Genomic DNA, 16,039 nt, shown 5'->3' with positions numbered 1-16,039 from the left:
TTGTAGTGGTTTTTGGGTTACGCGTTGGCGAGCTCTTCTTCTTTGGCGGGGCGAATCTGGTCTCGCTCGATGCTGTGCTTGATGGTGGGATCGCTTTCGTCGCTGTTGCCGAAGTGGCGGAAGCGCTTGAGCTTTTCGGGGTCCTCGATCGCGTCCTTCCACTCGCAGTGGTAGGTGTCGACGAGGTGCTGCATTTGCTGGTCAAGCTCGTCGCAGATGCCGAGGGAGTCTTCGATGATGACTTGGCGGAGGTGTTCGATGCCGCCCTCGAGGGAGTCGAGCCAGACGCTGGTGCGGGTGAGCTTGTCGGCGGTCTTGATGTAGAACATCAGGTAGCGGTCGATGTACTTGATGAGGGTGTCCTTATCGAGGTCGGCCGCGAAGAGGTCGGCGTGGCGAGGCTTCATGCCGCCGTTTCCGCCGAGGTAGAGGTTCCAGCCTTTTTCGGTGGCGATGATGCCGAAATCCTTGCTTTGGGCTTCGGCGCACTCGCGGGTGCAGCCCGAGACGGCGGACTTGATCTTATGCGGGGCGCGGATGCCCTTGTAGCGGTTCTCGACTTCGATGGCGAGGCTGGTGGAGTCTTGCACTCCGAAGCGGCACCAGGTGGAGCCTACGCAGGACTTCACGGTGCGGAGCGCTTTTCCGTAGGCGTGGCCGCTCTCGAAGCCGGCGTCGATGAGCTTCTTCCAGATGGCGGGCAGGTCGTTGACCTTAGCGCCGAAGAGGTCGATACGTTGGCCGCCGGTGATCTTGGTGTAGAGTCCGTACTCCTTGGCGACTTCGCCGATGACGATGAGCTTTTCGGGTGTGATCTCGCCGCCCGGGACGCGTGGAACGACGGAGTAGGTGCCGTCCTTCTGGATGTTGGCGAGGAAGCGGTCGTTGCTGTCCTGCAGCTTGCGGTTGTGGGGAGCGATAACCTTGTCGTTGTGAACGCTGGCGAGGATGGAGCCGACGGCGGGCTTGCAGATTTCGCAGCCGCGGCCGCCGTTTCCATGGGTGGCGAGTAGGGTATCGAAATTGTCGATACCGGTGGCGCGTACGATTTCGTAGAGGCCTTGGCGGGTGTGGCTGAAGTGTTCGCAGAGGTCGGTGTTCACCTCTTGGCCAAGTTCCTTGAGGGTGTGGTTGAGGAGGTTGGTGACGAGTGGGACGCAACCGCCGCAGCCGGTGCCGGCCTTGGTGCAGCTTTTGAGGGCGGGCAGGGTGGTGGCTCCGTTTTCTATGGCGGAGCAGAGGTCGCCCTTGCTCACGTTTTCGCAGGAGCAGATCTGGGCGGAGTCGGGCAGAGCGGCGGGGCCGAAGGCAGGCGCCGCTCCGGTGCCGGCGGGCAGGATGAGCTGGATCGGGTCCTCGGGGAGCTCGATCTGGTTGAGCGTCATCTGCAGGAGGTTGCCGTAGGCGTCGGCGTCGCCGATGAGGATGCCGCCGATGAGCTGCTTGCCGTCCGGCGAGGTGATGAGGCGCTTGTAGGTGCCTTTGACCGGATCCGTAAGGACGATGTCCTGGTGCGGCTCTTGGGTTTCGATGTTGCCGAAGCTGGCGACGTCGGTGCCGATGAGCTTGAGCTTGGTGGACATGTCGGCCCCGTGGAACTCGGCTTGGCCGCCGGTGATCTGGGTGGCGACGATGTCGGCCATGTTGTAGCCGGGAGCGACGAGGCCGTAGATGAAGTTATTGTAGAGTGCGACCTCGCCGATGGCGTAAATGCTGGGGTCGCTGGTTTGTAGTTTGTCGTCAACTACGACGCCGCCGCGGGGTCCGACTTCGAGCCCGCACTCGCGGGCGAGCTCGTCGCGGGGACGAATGCCGGCGGAGACGACGATCATGTCGACGTCCAGGCTGGAGCCGTCCTTGAAGCTCATGCCGGTGACTTTTCCGTCGCCGAGGATTTGCGTGGTCGCCTTGTTGAGGTGGACGGTGAGTCCTCGGGACTCGATGATGTCCTTGAGGATGGCTCCGCCTGCTTCGTCGACTTGGCGTGGCATGAGGCGGGAGGCGAATTCGACGACGTGGGATTCCAGTCCGAGGTCCTGGGTGGCTTTGGCGGCTTCGAGTCCGAGCAGGCCGCCGCCGATGACGGCGGCTTTGCTGGCGGCGCGGGCGTGCTCCATCATGCCTTCGAGGTCTTCGATGGTGCGGTAGACGAAGGCGCCTTCCTTTTCGATGCCGGGGACGGGAGGAACGAAGGGGGCGGAGCCGGTGGCGAGCACGAGGGTATGGTAGCGGACCTCGACGCCTTTGGCGGAGCGGACGATCTTGGCTTCGCGGTCGATCTCGACGGCCTTGTCCTCGAGGTGAATGGTGATTCCGTTGTCGGTGTACCAGTCGATAGGCTGCAGGGTGAGGTCTGCGGCCGTCTTGCCGGAAAAGTATTCGGAGAGGTGGACGCGGTCGTAAGCCGGGCGCGGCTCCTCGCAGAAGGTGATCAAATTGAATCGCTGCTCGGTGTCCCTCTGCAGCATGGCTGCGAGGAATTTGCAGCCAACCATGCCGTTTCCGATGACGACGATGTTTTCTGTGCGCATAATATGAAAGTGGCTCGGGTTAGGGATGAAAAGAAATACGATTACACGTATGGAAGTGTAATTATATTAATAAGCCGATTTCATGCCGGACGGGCCGGATGCGGAGAATTGAGCAGCGGTTTTTTGGGTAGGGAGAAGCGGGGCGGGAGGGGTGCAGCTCGCGCCCGCGAAGAATGTGATCCTGCAGTGTGGTCGCCGGCTAAAGCTCGGCGCTACGGGTGGGGCTTTCGTTTATCCGACGATGATTTGCTCGCCTTCGACCGTTACTTTGTAGCGTGGAAGGGGGCGAGGGGGCGGGCCGGCGAGCACGGCGCCGGTCTTGGCGTCGAAGTAGCCGCTGTGGCAGGGGCAGACGATTTGCTGCTTGGCTCCGTCGTAGTGCACGGGGCACATGAGGTGGGTGCAGGCTTGGCTGTAGGCGACGTATTCGTTTTCGGCCAGGCGAATGAGGATGCAGGGCTGGGTTTCGGGGTATTTGAAAAGCTTGGACGCTCCGACTTCGAGTTCGCCGACTTTGGCTACGACGGTCTTGGGGCCGGAGATGGGATGGGTGAAGAGCTTGTCCTTGATGAGGTAGCCGCCGGCCGCGGCGAGCAGCGAGGCGCCTATCAGCTTGGTGAAGCCGCGGCGCGAGGTCTTGTGCTCGGCGGTTTGGCGGATCGGGTACTGGGTTTTCCAAGCGGGTTCGGAGGGAGTGGTCTGGTCGGACATTGTCGTGTGAAATTGGATACTTTGCGGTTGGCGGCTCGCCCGGCGGTCGAGCCCTACCTTTTAGACGTGGAGCTCTTCGACGGGTTGGTCTTTGGCGAGGCGGACGATCTCCGGGAGTTCGAAGACGGCGCTGAGGGCGGCGTCGGGGGCTCCGCTGCGCGACTGCGGTAGTTGGAAAGTGGATCCGGCCATGAAGTCGGAAATGTCGACAGGGACGTTGTCGGCTTCGGGCGCGGTCATCATGTTGACCTTGGTCTTGACGGTTTGCATGCCGAACTGGAATTCGTTGACGGGCTTTTCTTGGCGGATGCGTTCGATCTCCTCGCGCTTGCCGAAGAAGAGAGCGTCGCTGGGGCAGACGGTGGCGCACATGGGCTTCTTGCCGACGGAGGTGCGGTCGTAGCACATGTCGCACTTCATCATGAGCTCGTAGCCTTGGTTCATCTTCGGCACGCCGAAGGGGCAGGCGATGACGCAGTTGGAGCAGGAGACGCAGCGCGGCTTGGCGGCGGAGTGTACGATGCCGTCGTCGTCTTGCTTGATGGCGTCGGCGGGGCAGACCTTGGCGCAGGTCGGGTCCTCGCAGTGCATGCAGACGACGGGGGCGGTTTGTACGCCGGTGGGACGGTCGATGTATTCGAGGTGAATCATCGCGTGTCCGCGGTGGGTGTCGCACTCGCCGCAGGCTTGCACGCAGGCTTGGCAGCCGATGCAGCGTGACTGGTCGAGGAAGAATTCGTTTTCTTGGAAGAAGGATGAAACCATGGCGGAATGCTGAATTTGAGATTAGGAATTCGCGAAGCGCTCGGGTGGTTTCGGGTAGAACTTGACGGGGGCGCTGGGCGGCTTGCCGGCGATTTGTCCGGCGAGCGGGATGAACTTGGTGGGCGCGTCCTCGAGCTTTTCCACCTTGCAGGCGCAGATCTTGAACTCGGGGATTTTGGATATTGGGTCCAGCTTGCGGTTGGTGAGCTGGTTGGCTGCTTTTTTGTCGGCCCAATGGTAAGGGATGAAGACGGTGTCCGGACGGATGGTTTGCACGACTTGGGCGGGCAGGATGATGCTGCCGCGGCGCGAGCTTACTTTGACTGTATCCCCGTCCTTGATACCGAGTTGCTCGGCGAGCATGGGATGCATTTCGCAGAGCGGTTCCGGGTATTGGTCGACGAGGCTGCCGATGCGGCGGGTCTGGGTGCCGCTGAGGTATTGGGAAACGACGCGACCGGTGGTGTACATGATCGGGTACTCTTCGCAAACGTCTTCGGCGGGCGGGCGGTAGTCGAAGCCCTTCATCTTGGCGCGGCCGTTGGGATGGTAGAACTTCTTGTCTTCGAAGAGGCGGGGCGTGCCTGGGTGGGAGGGCGAGGGGCAGGGCCAGAAGACGCCCTGTTCCTGCTCGATGCGTTCCCAGGTCATGCCTGAGTAGTCGTTGACGCCGCCGGCGGAGGCCCGGGCCAGTTCCTCGAAGATTTGTCCGGTGTTGGTGTAGTCGAAGTAGTCTTTCTTGCCGAGTCGGGCGGCGAGGTCGCAGATGATTTGCCAGTCCGTTTTGGCATCGCCCGGCGGGGTGACGGATTGGTTGAGCTTGACGCAGCGTCCTTCGCCGGTGGTGACGGTGCCTTCGTCCTCTTCCTGTAGTGATCCTGCCAATACGACGTCAGCGTACCGGGCGGTCTCGTTCATGAAGAAGTCGATGCAGCCGAAGAACTCGAGCTTTTCGAGGGCTTTGCGGGTGCGGTCGGAATCGGGGATGGACACGAGCGGGTTGAAGCTGATGGAGAGCAGGCCCTTGATCTTCCCTTCTTCGATGGCGTCGATGATTTCGCAGGCGGTGAGGCCTTCGTAGGGGAGGGATTGCTCTTCGACGCCCCAGATCTTGGCGATGTGCTCGCGGTGTTCCTTGTTGTTGATGTCGCGTCCGCCCGGGAGCTGGTTGCAGCGTTGGCCGTGTTCGCGTCCGCCTTGGCCGTTGCCTTGGCCGGTGATGGAGCCGTAGCCGCAGCCTTCCTTGCCGATGCGGCCGGTAGCGAGCACGAGGTTCATGTAGCTGAGCACGTTTTCCACGCCTTTGGTGTGGTGCTCGATGCCGCGGGCGTGCAGGAGCATGGAGGTGTCGACGGGGCCCCAGAGCTCGCCGGCCTTGACGACGCTGGCGGCGGGGACGCCGGTGATCTTTTCCGTGTATTCCGGAGTGAACTTCTCGACGGTGGCGGCGACTTCGTCCCAGCCATCGGTGTGGTTGTCGAGGTAGTCCTGGTCGATCCAGTCGTTTTTGATGAGTTGGTGGAGGATGCCGTTGGCGAGGGCGCTGTCGCGTCCGGGTTTGACGGGCAGGAAGAGGTCGGCGGTGCGGGCGATCGGCGTGATGCGCGGGTCGATGACGATGATCTTGGCTCCGTTGTCGCGGGCTTGCCAGATGTACTGGGTGAGGACGGGGAAGCACTCGGCCAGGTTGGTGCCGGCGAGGATGATGGTCTTGGCCTTGGGGATGTCGGACCAGGGGTTGGCGGCTCGGTCGATGCCGAAGGCGATCTTGTTGGCGGCGCCGGCGGAGACCATGCAGAGGCGTCCGTTGTAGTCGATGTTGGCGGTCTGGAGGGCGACGCGGGCGAACTTGCCGTTGAGGTAGGCCTTTTCGTTGGTCATGGAGGCGCCGCCGAGGAAGGCGAAGGCGTCCTTGCCGTACTTTTCTTGGATACGCTTTATCTCGTCAGCGGTTTTTGAATACGCTTCGTCCCAGCTCGCTTTGCGGAAGCCGGTGATGGAGTCTGCGACGAGGGGCGACTTGAGTCGGTCCGGGTGTTCGTTTTGTAGGTAGCGCTTGACGCCTTTGGGGCAGAGCTTGCCTTTGTTGACGGGGAAGTCCTCGCGCGGCTCGAAGCCGATGACCTTGTTTTCCTTCACCTTGAGGGTAACGCCGCACTGGACGCCGCAGAAGCAGCAGTGGGTGTCGACGAGCTTGTCCGGCTCGCGGGTGTCCCAGCCGTCTTCGGGCTGGTAGTTGAGGTGCGGGCCGAACTGGTCGGCGTAGGATTCTTCGGGTAGTGAAAGTTTAGCCATGGAAAGTGGTCGTTAAGTGTTTGCTGCTGGATTGCGGGATCGCTGCCGCTGGGCGCTATCTCTTCAGGGCCTTGCCTTGGTTGAGGGCAATGAGGCGGCGTCGGCCCTTGGGGCTGATGTCTTGGTAGTGGACCTCTTGGCCGTCTTCGGTGGTGTAGCGGTAGTTGAAGCCGAGTTGGTCGAGCACGATCTTGAGATCGTCGACGTGGCGTTGCGGGGCGTAGTCTTCGCCGGTGACGAGGCACTTGGCCTGGGCTTCGGCGCCGCCTTTTTTCTTGTAGGCGGTCACGGCCAGGGCGCAGGAGCGCTGGAACATATGGAAGAGCTTGCCGAAGGGGATGTAGAAGATGAGAGCGACGACTGTGATCAAGTGTATCCAAACCATGGATCCGTGGTAGAGGCCGTCGAAGAACTTGTAGCTGATGGTGAGGGCGATACCGGTGACGGTGACCGCGGCGATGAGGATGAGGGGGAGGATGTCTTCGTAGAAGGTTTGTACGGCACGTTCTCCAGCGTCGGTGAGGCGTCGGTAGCCGGCCATGACGAGTCCGATGAGGACGAAGACGGCGGCGATATTCAGGGCGTTGAAGGCGAGGAATGCTTTTACGCTGTGTATTGAAAATGTGTCTACAGTGATGCCGAAGGCGATGACCTGGTAGGTTTCCGCGTCGTCGAGCGGGGTGCCGAAGTGTATCCAGCCGAACACGAGGGGAAAGGTGACTGCGAAGGCGAGGGTACATCCGCCGGATAGGCAGAGGTGCATGATCCAGCGGAAGTAGCTGCGCTTGCGGATGAAGTTCTGGGCGCCGAAGTTGACGGCGGCGGACTTCGCTATTTCTACCTCGGCGGAGGGGGCTTTGGCGGCCGCGTACTTGGGGCCGGAGCGCAGCAGCATTTGCAGGGCGCGCTTGAAGTACATGCGGGAAGGCGGGCGGCTAGCCCAGAGGGTGAAGCGGTAGCCGACGGCAAAGGCGGCGAGGACGGAAGCGATGGCGTACCAGAAGAGGGCGGGGTCGAAATGCTCGAGTTGCCCGGAGCCGAAGTAGATGCCGCCAACGGTCAGGAGGGCTGCGGTGGCGCCGATTGCGAGTGCTCTTGCTTGTGCGTTTTGAGACATGGTGACTTGGAAAGTTACGGTTCGCTCGCTGGTGTGAGGAGCGCTGCTGTCGGTTTTAGCAGTAAAGGGGCCACTCCACGTTTCTTGCCGGAAAATCAGGATCTTTTTCCGAATATCCCGCACTTTTATTAAAAATGAGCGGAATTCATGGATTTAAGAAAGTTATGTAATTCCATGAATGGAAAAATGAGCGCAGCAGCGCTCGTTTTCTTGGCGTTGCACGCTTAAAAAGAAGCGTATTTTCGCTACTTAAGCTGTCATATAATTTTCATGTGATTCGTAAGCTGTTGGTGTATAGCTATAAGGAGAGAGCTCTTTCGTCGCGGTCAGTTTTCGCCAGCGATAAGCTTTCCTAAAGCCCGAGGGGTTCTGGGAGGTTGGCATCGCGGATGCTAACTCATGGGCAACAACCAATATCGGCGGGTCCAAAAAAGTGGAAAACCCCCTTGAAGCTCAGCGATTCGCCTTCGACCGATGAACAACAATCAGACATTTAGTTTGGAGCAAAAGGAGTACCTCGCGGGATTTTTCGCGGGTGCGGGCCAGCGAGGATTCACTCCCTTCCTGGGCAAGCTCTCGGATGGTAGCTATACAGGCGACGCGGCTTCCGCGGGTACGGGAGTCGAGACGGTTTACGGGACGCCGGTGGAGGACCTCTGTAAGGAAGAGCGGTTCAAATTCGAGAAGGACGGTCTCGATTCCTACGAGGATCTTTGTCGCTACGCGGCGGAAGACAAGCTGCCGGAAGGGGCAGACATGTTTCGCATCAAGTACTACGGACTTTTCAACGTGTCTCCGGCTCAGGAGGCCTTCATGCTGCGTTGCCGCATCGCCGGCGGGATCATGCACGCCCACCAGATGGACGGGATGGCAGAGATGGCGGAGGATTGGGCAGGCGGATACGCCCATGTCACGACCCGCGCGAATTTCCAGCTGCGCGAGATCCAGCCGCGCAATGCGGTCAAGGTGCTCGACAAGCTAGTCGACATCGGCCTGACCTCTCGTGGGGCGGGCGCGGACAACCTGCGCAACATCACCGCTTCGGCGACGGCCGGTATCGATCCGGACGAAATTTTCAACGTGCAGCCGCTGGCGAAGGCGATGCATCATTTAATTTTGAATACACGCGAGTTCTATGGTTTGCCGCGTAAGTTCAATATCTCTTTCGACGGCGGCGGTCGTATGAGCGCATGCGCCGATACGAACGACATCGCCTTTTACGCGGTTCGCGTGGGCGAAGGGCAAGCGGTGGAGCCAGGCGTCTATTTTCGCGTGCAGTTGGCCGGTATTACGGGCCACAAGCAGTTCGCCAAGGATTGCGGCATCTTGATCAAGGCGGAGCAATGCCTAGCGGTCGCGGCGGCGATGATCCGCGTCTTTATTGAGAACGGAGATCGCACCAATCGCAAAAAGGCTCGCCTCAAGTACTTGATCGACGATTGGGGTGACCAGAAGTTCGTAGAGGAAACCGAGAAGAAGCTCGATTTCGATTTCGTGCGCATGGACCTGAAGGATTGCGACTACAAGCGACCGGTTCGTCGTCACAGTCATCTGGGCGTGCACCCGCAATCCCAGGAGGGGCTCAACTACATCGGCGTGCGTATTCCGGTGGGCAAGATGTTGCCTGACCAGATGCGAGGAATCGCCAAGGTGGCTCGTCGCTATGGCACTGGCGAAATTCGTCTCACCGTTTGGCAAAACCTTTTGATCCCTCACGTACGTACTGAGGACGTGGATACGGCGATCGCCGAGATCAAGCAGGTCGGTTTCGACTGCGATGCGGATCCCATCCTCGGCGGCTTGATCGCCTGCACGGGCAATTTCGGATGCAAGTATGCGTCGGCGGATACGAAGTCGAATGCGGTGGAGCTCGGCGACTACCTTAAGAAGGAAGTCGAAATGGATCTGCCGATCAACATTCACATGACCGGCTGCCAGCACTCCTGCGCCCAGCACTACATCGGCGACATTGGCATGCAGTCGGTTAAGGTGAAGGTCGGCGACGAAAACGTGGAAGGGTACAGCATCGTGCTCGGCGGCGGCGTGGAGAACGAGCAAGCGATCGCCAAGGAAGTTTTCAAGAGCGTGCCGTTTACGGAGGTGAAGCCCTTGGTGGCGAGCATCATGAAGCGCTACCTCGCGGAGCGCCAGGAGGGAGAGACCTTCGTCCAGTTCACCAGCAGCCGCAGCGTGGAAGAGCTTCAGGAGCTCGCCGCAGTCGCAAACTAGTAGCGCGAAACCGAATACAGAAAAGTTTTCAAAATGAGTTCACCCTTTATTCCAGATACCGCCCCCTTTAGCGTCGAGCAGCGAGCTTGGCTTAACGGCTTCCTTGCCGGGATGTTCTCGTCGCAAGACGGGGGCCAAAGTACTGTCGTCATGGAGGCGAAGCCGGTCAGCATCCTTTGGGGATCGCAGACAGGAAACAGCGAAGGCTTGGCCCGCAAGATTTCCAAGGCCCTGGGCAACAAAGGCTTCGCTCCGACCGTGTACGATATGGACGATTACGACGTAGCGAAGCTGGCGGAGGAGTCGATGCTCCTGCTGGTGACGTCTACGTTCGGGGACGGGGAACCGCCTGACAACGCGGCCGCCTTCTACAACTGGTTGCTCAGCGACGAGGCTCCGCAGCTGCCAAATCTCAAGTATTCTGTGCTGGCTCTGGGCGACTCGAACTATCCAGAGTTTTGCAAGTGCGGCATCGATATCGATCTTCGCTTCAAGGCGCTGGGCGCCACTCCGATCGTGGAGCGCGTCGACTGCGATGCGGATTACGACGACGCGTTCGAAGCGTGGCTGAAGTCGGTCGAGGACGCGGCCGGCGCTGCGGCATCGGCAGAAGGGAGCGAAGAGGCCGCTCCGACGGAGCCCGAGTTTGGCAAGAAGAACCCGTTTCCTGCGAAGTTGCTGGCCAACTACAATCTCAACGCCGAGACCTCGTCTAAGGAGACTCGCCACGTAGAGCTCTCGCTCGAAGGTTCGGGCATGAGCTACGAACCCGGCGACGCCCTTGCGGTGATGCCGGTCAATGACGCCGGCTATGTGGAAGACCTGCTGCAGGCGACCGGTTTTACCGGCGAGGAGGCGGTGGAGGGAAGCACGCTTCGCCAGCTGCTCACGGAGACCTACGATATTACCAACCTCACGCTCAAAACCTTGAAGGCTTACGCCGATCTGAGCGGAAGCGAGAAGCTCGCGGAGCTCGCTGAGGACAAGGACGCCTTCAAGGCCTATTCCTGGGGACGCCAGTTCATCGATCTCTTGATCGAGGCTCCGGTGCGTTTCGGCAAGCCCGAGGAGCTGCTCGCCCTCCTAGGCAAGCTCGCTCCCCGCCTGTATTCAATTTCCTCTAGCCCTCGAGCGCACGAGAACGAAGTGCACGTCACGGTCGGGGTGGTACGCTACGACTCCCACGGTCGCGCTCGGAAAGGCGTTTGCTCGAACTTCCTGGCGGACCACGGGGGCGAGGATCCGGTGCGTATCTACTTTCACCATACGAAGACGTTCAAGCTGCCGACCGACGCGAACGCTCCGGTGATCATGGTCGGACCCGGAACGGGCATCGCTCCCTTCCGCGCCTTTCTCGAGGAACGCGCGGCTACGAAGGCGGCCGGCAAGAACTGGCTTTTCTTCGGCGACCAGCATGCCGCCAGCGACTTTCTCTACCAAGAGCAACTTAGCGAATACCAGGCCAGCGGAGTGCTTACTCAGCTGGATACAGCCTTCTCGCGTGACCAGGAGCAGAAGGTCTACGTGCAGGACCGCATGCGGGAGAAGGGCGCCGAGCTGTACGAATGGCTCGAAGCGGGCGGGCATTTCTACGTTTGTGGAGATGCGTCCCGGATGGCGAAGGACGTGGATGCAGCTTTGCATCAAGTGATCGCGGAACACGGAAACAAGACCGAAGAGGAAGCCGCCGCCTACGTGGAGGCTATGAAAAAGTCTAAACGGTACCTGCGCGACGTCTACTAGTTGATTAGAGCTGTTGCTCGTTAGTAGCAATTGTTATTAAAATTTCTCATCAATTGATGAGGGGCTGGGCTTATTGTGCCCCGAAAAAACAACGACTACAAAAATAGAAAACAAACAGATGAATAAAACATCACTTGCGAAGCTCGCTCTGAGCTCGATCAAAGCGCTAGCAATCGGTTCGCTCGTCGCCTCGGCGGGAGCTGCCTATGGACAATCCTTTTCGAGCGTCCTCGATGGTTTCAAAGAAGGCAGCAAGGCTTCCCTGAATGTCCGCGCTCGCTACGAGTACAACGAAACTCCCGCTAGCGAAGTGAATGGCTACAGCCTTCGCACCCGTCTGGCCTTCGAGACGGGCGAGTACGAGGGCTTGAAGCTCTTCGTGGAGATGGAGGACCTCAGCTTCAACAACGACGACGACCGCCCCGGCCTCGATGTGCCGACCACGGAGCTCAACCAGGCTTGGTTCAGCTACGAGGGCGCGAAGGTGGGCCGCCAGATTTTCGTCTTGGACGATCACCGATACATCGGCCACGTGGGCTGGAGGCAGAACATCCAAACCTATGATGCCGCGTCCTACAGCTACGACATCGACGAAAAGAGCAAGTTGACCTTCGCCTACCTCGACGCGGTCCACCGCGTGAACGCGACTTCGCAAGACCTCTCCGGCATCGTCCTCAACGGAAGCAGCAAGCTGACGGAGAACTTCACGCTTACCGGCTACGCCTACCTCCTCGATTTCGACCGTCCAGTCCTCTCGTCCAGCGACACCTACGGCATTCGTGGCGCGGGCAAGATCCCTGGCGACGAAGTGACTTACAACTACAGCTTCAGCTACGCCAAGCAAGTGGACAACAGCGGCAGCGTTCGCGATTTCGATGTGGACTACCTCGCGGGAGAGTTCGGGGCAGCCTTCGGGGGCTTGAGCCTGACGGCTGGCGTTGAGATCCTCGATGGCGACGGCGTTATGGGCTTCACCACACCGCTCGCGACCGTGCACAAGTTCAACGGTTTCGCCGACGTTTTTGCGGCCAATTCGCTCGGCCTTGCCGGCGGTCTTCCCGAAGGCTTGGAGGATTACTACCTGACCTTCGGCTTCAAGGCCGGAGACGTACCGGTGAAGCTTACCTACCACAGCTTCGATACGGCAGGTTCCGGCGAGTACCTCGGCTCGGAAATCGATTTGGTCGCTTCGTATAAGCTCAACGAATACGTAACCTTGATCGGCAAGTTTGCGGACTACAGCACCAATGGTGGAGCCACCGTTTCCTACGGAACCGCTGACAAGCAGGTTCTGACTGTGGAAGCCAACCTCGCCTTCTAGTCGTCGAGCTCAGCCTAATTTCCTTCCAGCCCTCGCGCCGCTCAGGCGCGAGGGCCTTTTTGCGTCCGGCGAGCGGGGACGGGAGCTTCAGGAATTTCTTACAAATGTTACGTTTTGGCTGAAAGGCCCATAGCGGCTTGAATGTTACGCGAAGGTGACGTTAGGTTACGGAAACGTTACAAAACATTTTAGAAAGGACCCCAAACCTCATGAAATTGAAGAAGATCATAACCATCGCTCTGGCGCAGGCAGCGGCTTGCGGAGCGGCTTTTGCAGGAACTGGCGAAACGGCGGAAACGGAATTCTCCCAAGTGAATAAGACGGACGCTTACGTTCTGGAGACGGTTTCTCCCAAGTACCCGAGCGAAATGTTGCAGCGCGGCAAGCAAGGAAAGGCCTTGCTGATGCTTCGCGTCAACGAGCACGGAGAAGTTAGCGATGTCAAAGTCCTCGCGAGCTCGAACAAGCTATTCAGCGAAGCGGCAGTGGCCTCGGTGCAGAAGTGGTATTTCCAACCGGGAACGCTGGATGGAGTTGCGATTCCCCAAACCGTTACGGTCCCCGTAAACTTCGAGATCGAAGGAATGGATACGCCATCGTTGGCTAGCCTCTAACGAATTCCATTTCGTTCGCATCTCGAAAAGCGGAGGTATCGCAGGGCGCGGTACCTCCTTTTTTGTGGGTCGACTGCATGCTGGTTCGAGGGGATCTCAGCTTGAGCAGGGTTCGGCTAGGCTCCGGTCGCTGCGTTGTTGGGGCCTAGGCTTGGGCTTAAACTTATATAAAGTAAGTCGGGAGCCCATGTTCGTGGGGAAAGAATAATATAATAAAATATACAAAATGATATTGACGGATCCTCGGTAGGATCTATCAGTCCTTCTCCACAATGAAACAGTATCCCTTAAACGACATGCGCCGATTCGATTCGGATCACTACTCAGCTTTCGAGCTCGAGTGCGGGAGCGTTGTCGTTGCAGAGATTAACCAGCAGAAGCGGGAGGCCGCAGCGCTATAGCTCGAAACGAGACTAGCAGGACGCCGCCCGTATCTCAGAAAAGAGAACGGGCATTTTTGTGCTCAAAGGAGATTTTACGATGTATAGTTTTAAGGAAAAGGCAGAGTTAAGGCACTTGTTGGCAGCGATTTACCAATTCGGGTTCCCGAGTTCGGATAGACGCGATGGCAATTTTAGCATCTCTGCAGAGACGATTCCAGGCCCGAACGGGCGAATAGGGGAGCAAGGCGCTTAAGGAAGTCGCTCTTGCAGCCAAACCTATTTGCCCGCGGTCGAAACGACGCGGGCTTTTTTTGTATCCAGTTTTAGGAGGCTTTTAATATTGCGCCCACAGAAGCAATAGAACGACCGGATAAAATCCACCGGCCGACCAATCCGTTGTGCAATGATATAACGAGAGGGACGAAGGTGCGTGTTCTTTTAATGGATAATTATAATAATATAGAATGCCCTGATCGTCTAATCGGTTAGGACGCCACTCTTTCAAGGTGGAGACGCGGGATCGTAACCCGCTCAGGGTACCAGACATTCACGACCGATTCCAGCAGCGCAGGACGCCGCCTCGCGCGTCGCGTCCCTGCGTTCTGTGAGTGGGTTCGTAAACGGCGTGAATACCATCACGATGATGTTAGCTCAGTAAGGTAGAGCACATGATTGATAGTCATGCTGTCGCCGGTTCGACTCCGGCACATCGATAACGGAAGAGGCGTAAGCCTTGGGTTCGAATCCCCGCTCGGCGGCGCGTTAGCCGTCTCCAGAGGAAGAGCCCCTGAGGCAGCGCCTCGGTTTCGTGTCAGCTCTATTCGGATAGCTGTTTTCGGCGTTTCGAAGAAGGCAGCCTGTGGAAGGCCAGGACTTGCTGGATACCGTAGGGTTTAGGTGGGATCGAGACGACTACGCGGCGAGGAGGTGGCTTCGGCTCGCCCTTGCCGGCGCTTGGGCGTCGAGGTCGCGCTGCGGCCCGACTTAAAGCAAGTCCCGCGTGAAGCGGGCGGCGCGAGTCGAGGCGTCGCAGAAGGGGCTCCCTTATTTTTGTTACGAAAGAAGTATATCACTTAACCCGGCGGCCGGAAGGCTGCCACTAAGCAGAAAGGAGTGACCTATGTTGTTACCCATAAGAAAAACGATCAAATACGATGAAATCGGACTCGTCTTCCGCAACGGACGATTCGTGAAGCAGGTGGGCGAGGGGAAGCATTGGTTCTTCGACTTCCAGAACGCTTTGCGAGTAGAGGTCCTAAACCTGAGGACGCCTTGGATCCGATCGGCGGATCTCGATCAGCTGAGCCAATCCGCTTCGCTGGCCGACAAGGCGGTTTTCGTGGACCTGAAGGACAACGAGCGAGCCATTGTCTGGGTGGACGGGCGACTGGAGTCGGTTCTGGGACCCGGACTGTACGGACTGTGGAACCAGCTGCGTCGAGTCCAGATCGATCGCTTCGACGCGAACGAGCTGCGCGTGACCCGCAAGGATATCGTGACGGTTCTGAAGAACCCTTCGGCGGCCCAGTTCTTCGACGTGACGGAAATCGCGGAAGGCAAGGTCGGGGTTCTCTTCGTCGACGGCGTCTACCAGGAAACGCTTGCCGCCGGTAAGCATGTTTTTTGGAAGGACGTGACCAAGGTAAAGATCCAGCTCGTGGAAAAGCGCGAGCAGGTGATGGACGTATCCGGTCAAGATATCATGACCCAGGACAAGGTGACGCTGCGTCTTAACGCGGTGCTCGCTTACCGGGTGGTGGACGAACGCAAGTACGTCGAGACCTCGCAGGACGCGAGCCAGTCCCTCTACCGGGAGACTCAGCTGGCGCTTCGCAGTGAGGTAGGTACTCGAAATCTCGATACAATGCTTTCGGGCAAGGAAGACCTGGCCCGAAATGCGAAGCAATGTGTGGCTAGTGTCGCAGACAGCTTCGGTGTAGAGGTGGTGAGCCTAGGCGTGCGGGACGTGATCTTGCCCGGTGACATGAAGACCTTGCTCAACCAGGTGATCGAAGCTCAAAAGGCTTCCGAAGCCAACGTGATCAAGCGTCGGGAAGAGACTGCGGCCATGCGTTCGCAGTTGAACACCGCGAAGCTGATGGAGAGCAATCCTGTTCTCATGAAGCTACGCGAATTGGAAGTGCTCGAGACGGTATCCAAGACCTCGAACCTGCAGGTCGTCCTAGGCGATCGCAGCTTGAGCGAGTCGCTTGCCAAGCTGATCTAGCGGTCGCCTCTCCGCAGTGGGGAGGCGACTTTTCTTCCTTAGCGCGGAGCTTCAGCCCGCGTCCGTGGAGAATTGATCTTGCAATGCGGCCGCGGGCTGAAGC

The 16,039-nt window shown here is 58.9% G+C and carries 10 protein-coding genes and 2 tRNA genes; 7 read left to right on the top strand and 5 right to left on the bottom strand.

The window, feature by feature from the left end; translation table 11 throughout:
• Positions 1-17: 17 nt before the first annotated feature.
• The 5 genes from nirB to QEH57_RS21480 all read right to left on the bottom strand — a co-directional run bounded on the left by nirB (position 18) and on the right by QEH57_RS21480 (position 7,419).
• Positions 18-2,531, bottom strand: coding sequence for a nitrite reductase large subunit NirB (gene nirB, locus QEH57_RS21500; RefSeq protein WP_309008852.1), 2,514 nt, complete (start codon positions 2,529-2,531; stop codon positions 18-20).
• A 231-nt stretch (positions 2,532-2,762) separates the two neighbouring features.
• Positions 2,763-3,242 (bottom strand): Rieske (2Fe-2S) protein, encoded by a 480-nt coding sequence (locus QEH57_RS21495; RefSeq protein ID WP_309008851.1) that lies wholly within the window; start codon positions 3,240-3,242, stop codon positions 2,763-2,765.
• 60 nt (positions 3,243-3,302) lie between these two features.
• Positions 3,303-4,007 (bottom strand): 4Fe-4S dicluster domain-containing protein, encoded by a 705-nt coding sequence (locus tag QEH57_RS21490; RefSeq protein ID WP_309008850.1) that lies wholly within the window; start codon positions 4,005-4,007, stop codon positions 3,303-3,305.
• Between the two features lie 21 nt (positions 4,008-4,028).
• Complete coding sequence (locus QEH57_RS21485; protein WP_309008849.1) at positions 4,029-6,302, bottom strand: molybdopterin oxidoreductase family protein; 2,274 nt, start codon at positions 6,300-6,302, stop codon at positions 4,029-4,031.
• Between the two features lie 55 nt (positions 6,303-6,357).
• Positions 6,358-7,419, bottom strand: a complete 1,062-nt coding sequence (locus QEH57_RS21480) for a respiratory nitrate reductase subunit gamma (RefSeq protein WP_309008848.1) — start codon at positions 7,417-7,419, stop codon at positions 6,358-6,360.
• A gap of 474 nt (positions 7,420-7,893) precedes the next feature.
• Here QEH57_RS21480 and QEH57_RS21475 point away from each other — a divergent pair, with 474 nt between their 5' ends.
• The 7 genes from QEH57_RS21475 to QEH57_RS21445 all read left to right on the top strand — a co-directional run bounded on the left by QEH57_RS21475 (position 7,894) and on the right by QEH57_RS21445 (position 15,936).
• The gene (locus tag QEH57_RS21475; RefSeq protein WP_309008847.1) at positions 7,894-9,648 is read left to right on the top strand and encodes a NirA family protein; all 1,755 of its coding nucleotides are present in this window, start codon (positions 7,894-7,896) and stop codon (positions 9,646-9,648) included.
• 33 nt (positions 9,649-9,681) lie between these two features.
• Positions 9,682-11,391: a sulfite reductase subunit alpha gene (locus QEH57_RS21470; protein ID WP_309008846.1), complete on the top strand. Its 1,710-nt coding sequence runs from the start codon at positions 9,682-9,684 to the stop codon at positions 11,389-11,391.
• 118 nt (positions 11,392-11,509) lie between these two features.
• Complete coding sequence (locus QEH57_RS21465; protein ID WP_309008845.1) at positions 11,510-12,712, top strand: alginate export family protein; 1,203 nt, start codon at positions 11,510-11,512, stop codon at positions 12,710-12,712.
• Positions 12,713-12,921: 209 nt separating this feature from the next.
• The gene (locus QEH57_RS21460) at positions 12,922-13,326 is read left to right on the top strand and encodes an energy transducer TonB (RefSeq protein ID WP_309008844.1); all 405 of its coding nucleotides are present in this window, start codon (positions 12,922-12,924) and stop codon (positions 13,324-13,326) included.
• Between the two features lie 849 nt (positions 13,327-14,175).
• Positions 14,176-14,251 (top strand) — tRNA-Glu (locus QEH57_RS21455).
• A gap of 98 nt (positions 14,252-14,349) precedes the next feature.
• A tRNA-Ile gene (locus QEH57_RS21450) sits at positions 14,350-14,420 on the top strand.
• A 409-nt stretch (positions 14,421-14,829) separates the two neighbouring features.
• On the top strand, positions 14,830-15,936 hold the full coding sequence (locus tag QEH57_RS21445) for a slipin family protein (protein ID WP_309008843.1): 1,107 nt from the start codon (positions 14,830-14,832) through the stop codon (positions 15,934-15,936).
• The last annotated feature ends 103 nt before the right edge of the window (positions 15,937-16,039 follow it).

Source organism: Pelagicoccus sp. SDUM812005, assembly GCF_031127875.1.
Classification (GTDB): Bacteria; Verrucomicrobiota; Verrucomicrobiia; order Opitutales; family Opitutaceae; genus Pelagicoccus.
The sequence above is the reverse complement of the archived record's forward strand: the minus strand, read 5'-3'. Positions and strand labels throughout refer to the sequence as shown.

Coding starts and splice junctions, on each gene's coding strand:
- nirB (WP_309008852.1), bottom strand. CDS start 2,531: ATGCGCACAGAAAACATCGTCGTCATCGGAAACGGCATGGTTGGCTGC.
- QEH57_RS21495 (WP_309008851.1), bottom strand. CDS start 3,242: ATGTCCGACCAGACCACTCCCTCCGAACCCGCTTGGAAAACCCAGTAC.
- QEH57_RS21490 (WP_309008850.1), bottom strand. CDS start 4,007: ATGGTTTCATCCTTCTTCCAAGAAAACGAATTCTTCCTCGACCAGTCA.
- QEH57_RS21485 (WP_309008849.1), bottom strand. CDS start 6,302: ATGGCTAAACTTTCACTACCCGAAGAATCCTACGCCGACCAGTTCGGC.
- QEH57_RS21480 (WP_309008848.1), bottom strand. CDS start 7,419: ATGTCTCAAAACGCACAAGCAAGAGCACTCGCAATCGGCGCCACCGCA.
- QEH57_RS21475 (WP_309008847.1), top strand. CDS start 7,894: ATGAACAACAATCAGACATTTAGTTTGGAGCAAAAGGAGTACCTCGCG.
- QEH57_RS21470 (WP_309008846.1), top strand. CDS start 9,682: ATGAGTTCACCCTTTATTCCAGATACCGCCCCCTTTAGCGTCGAGCAG.
- QEH57_RS21465 (WP_309008845.1), top strand. CDS start 11,510: ATGAATAAAACATCACTTGCGAAGCTCGCTCTGAGCTCGATCAAAGCG.
- QEH57_RS21460 (WP_309008844.1), top strand. CDS start 12,922: ATGAAATTGAAGAAGATCATAACCATCGCTCTGGCGCAGGCAGCGGCT.
- QEH57_RS21445 (WP_309008843.1), top strand. CDS start 14,830: ATGTTGTTACCCATAAGAAAAACGATCAAATACGATGAAATCGGACTC.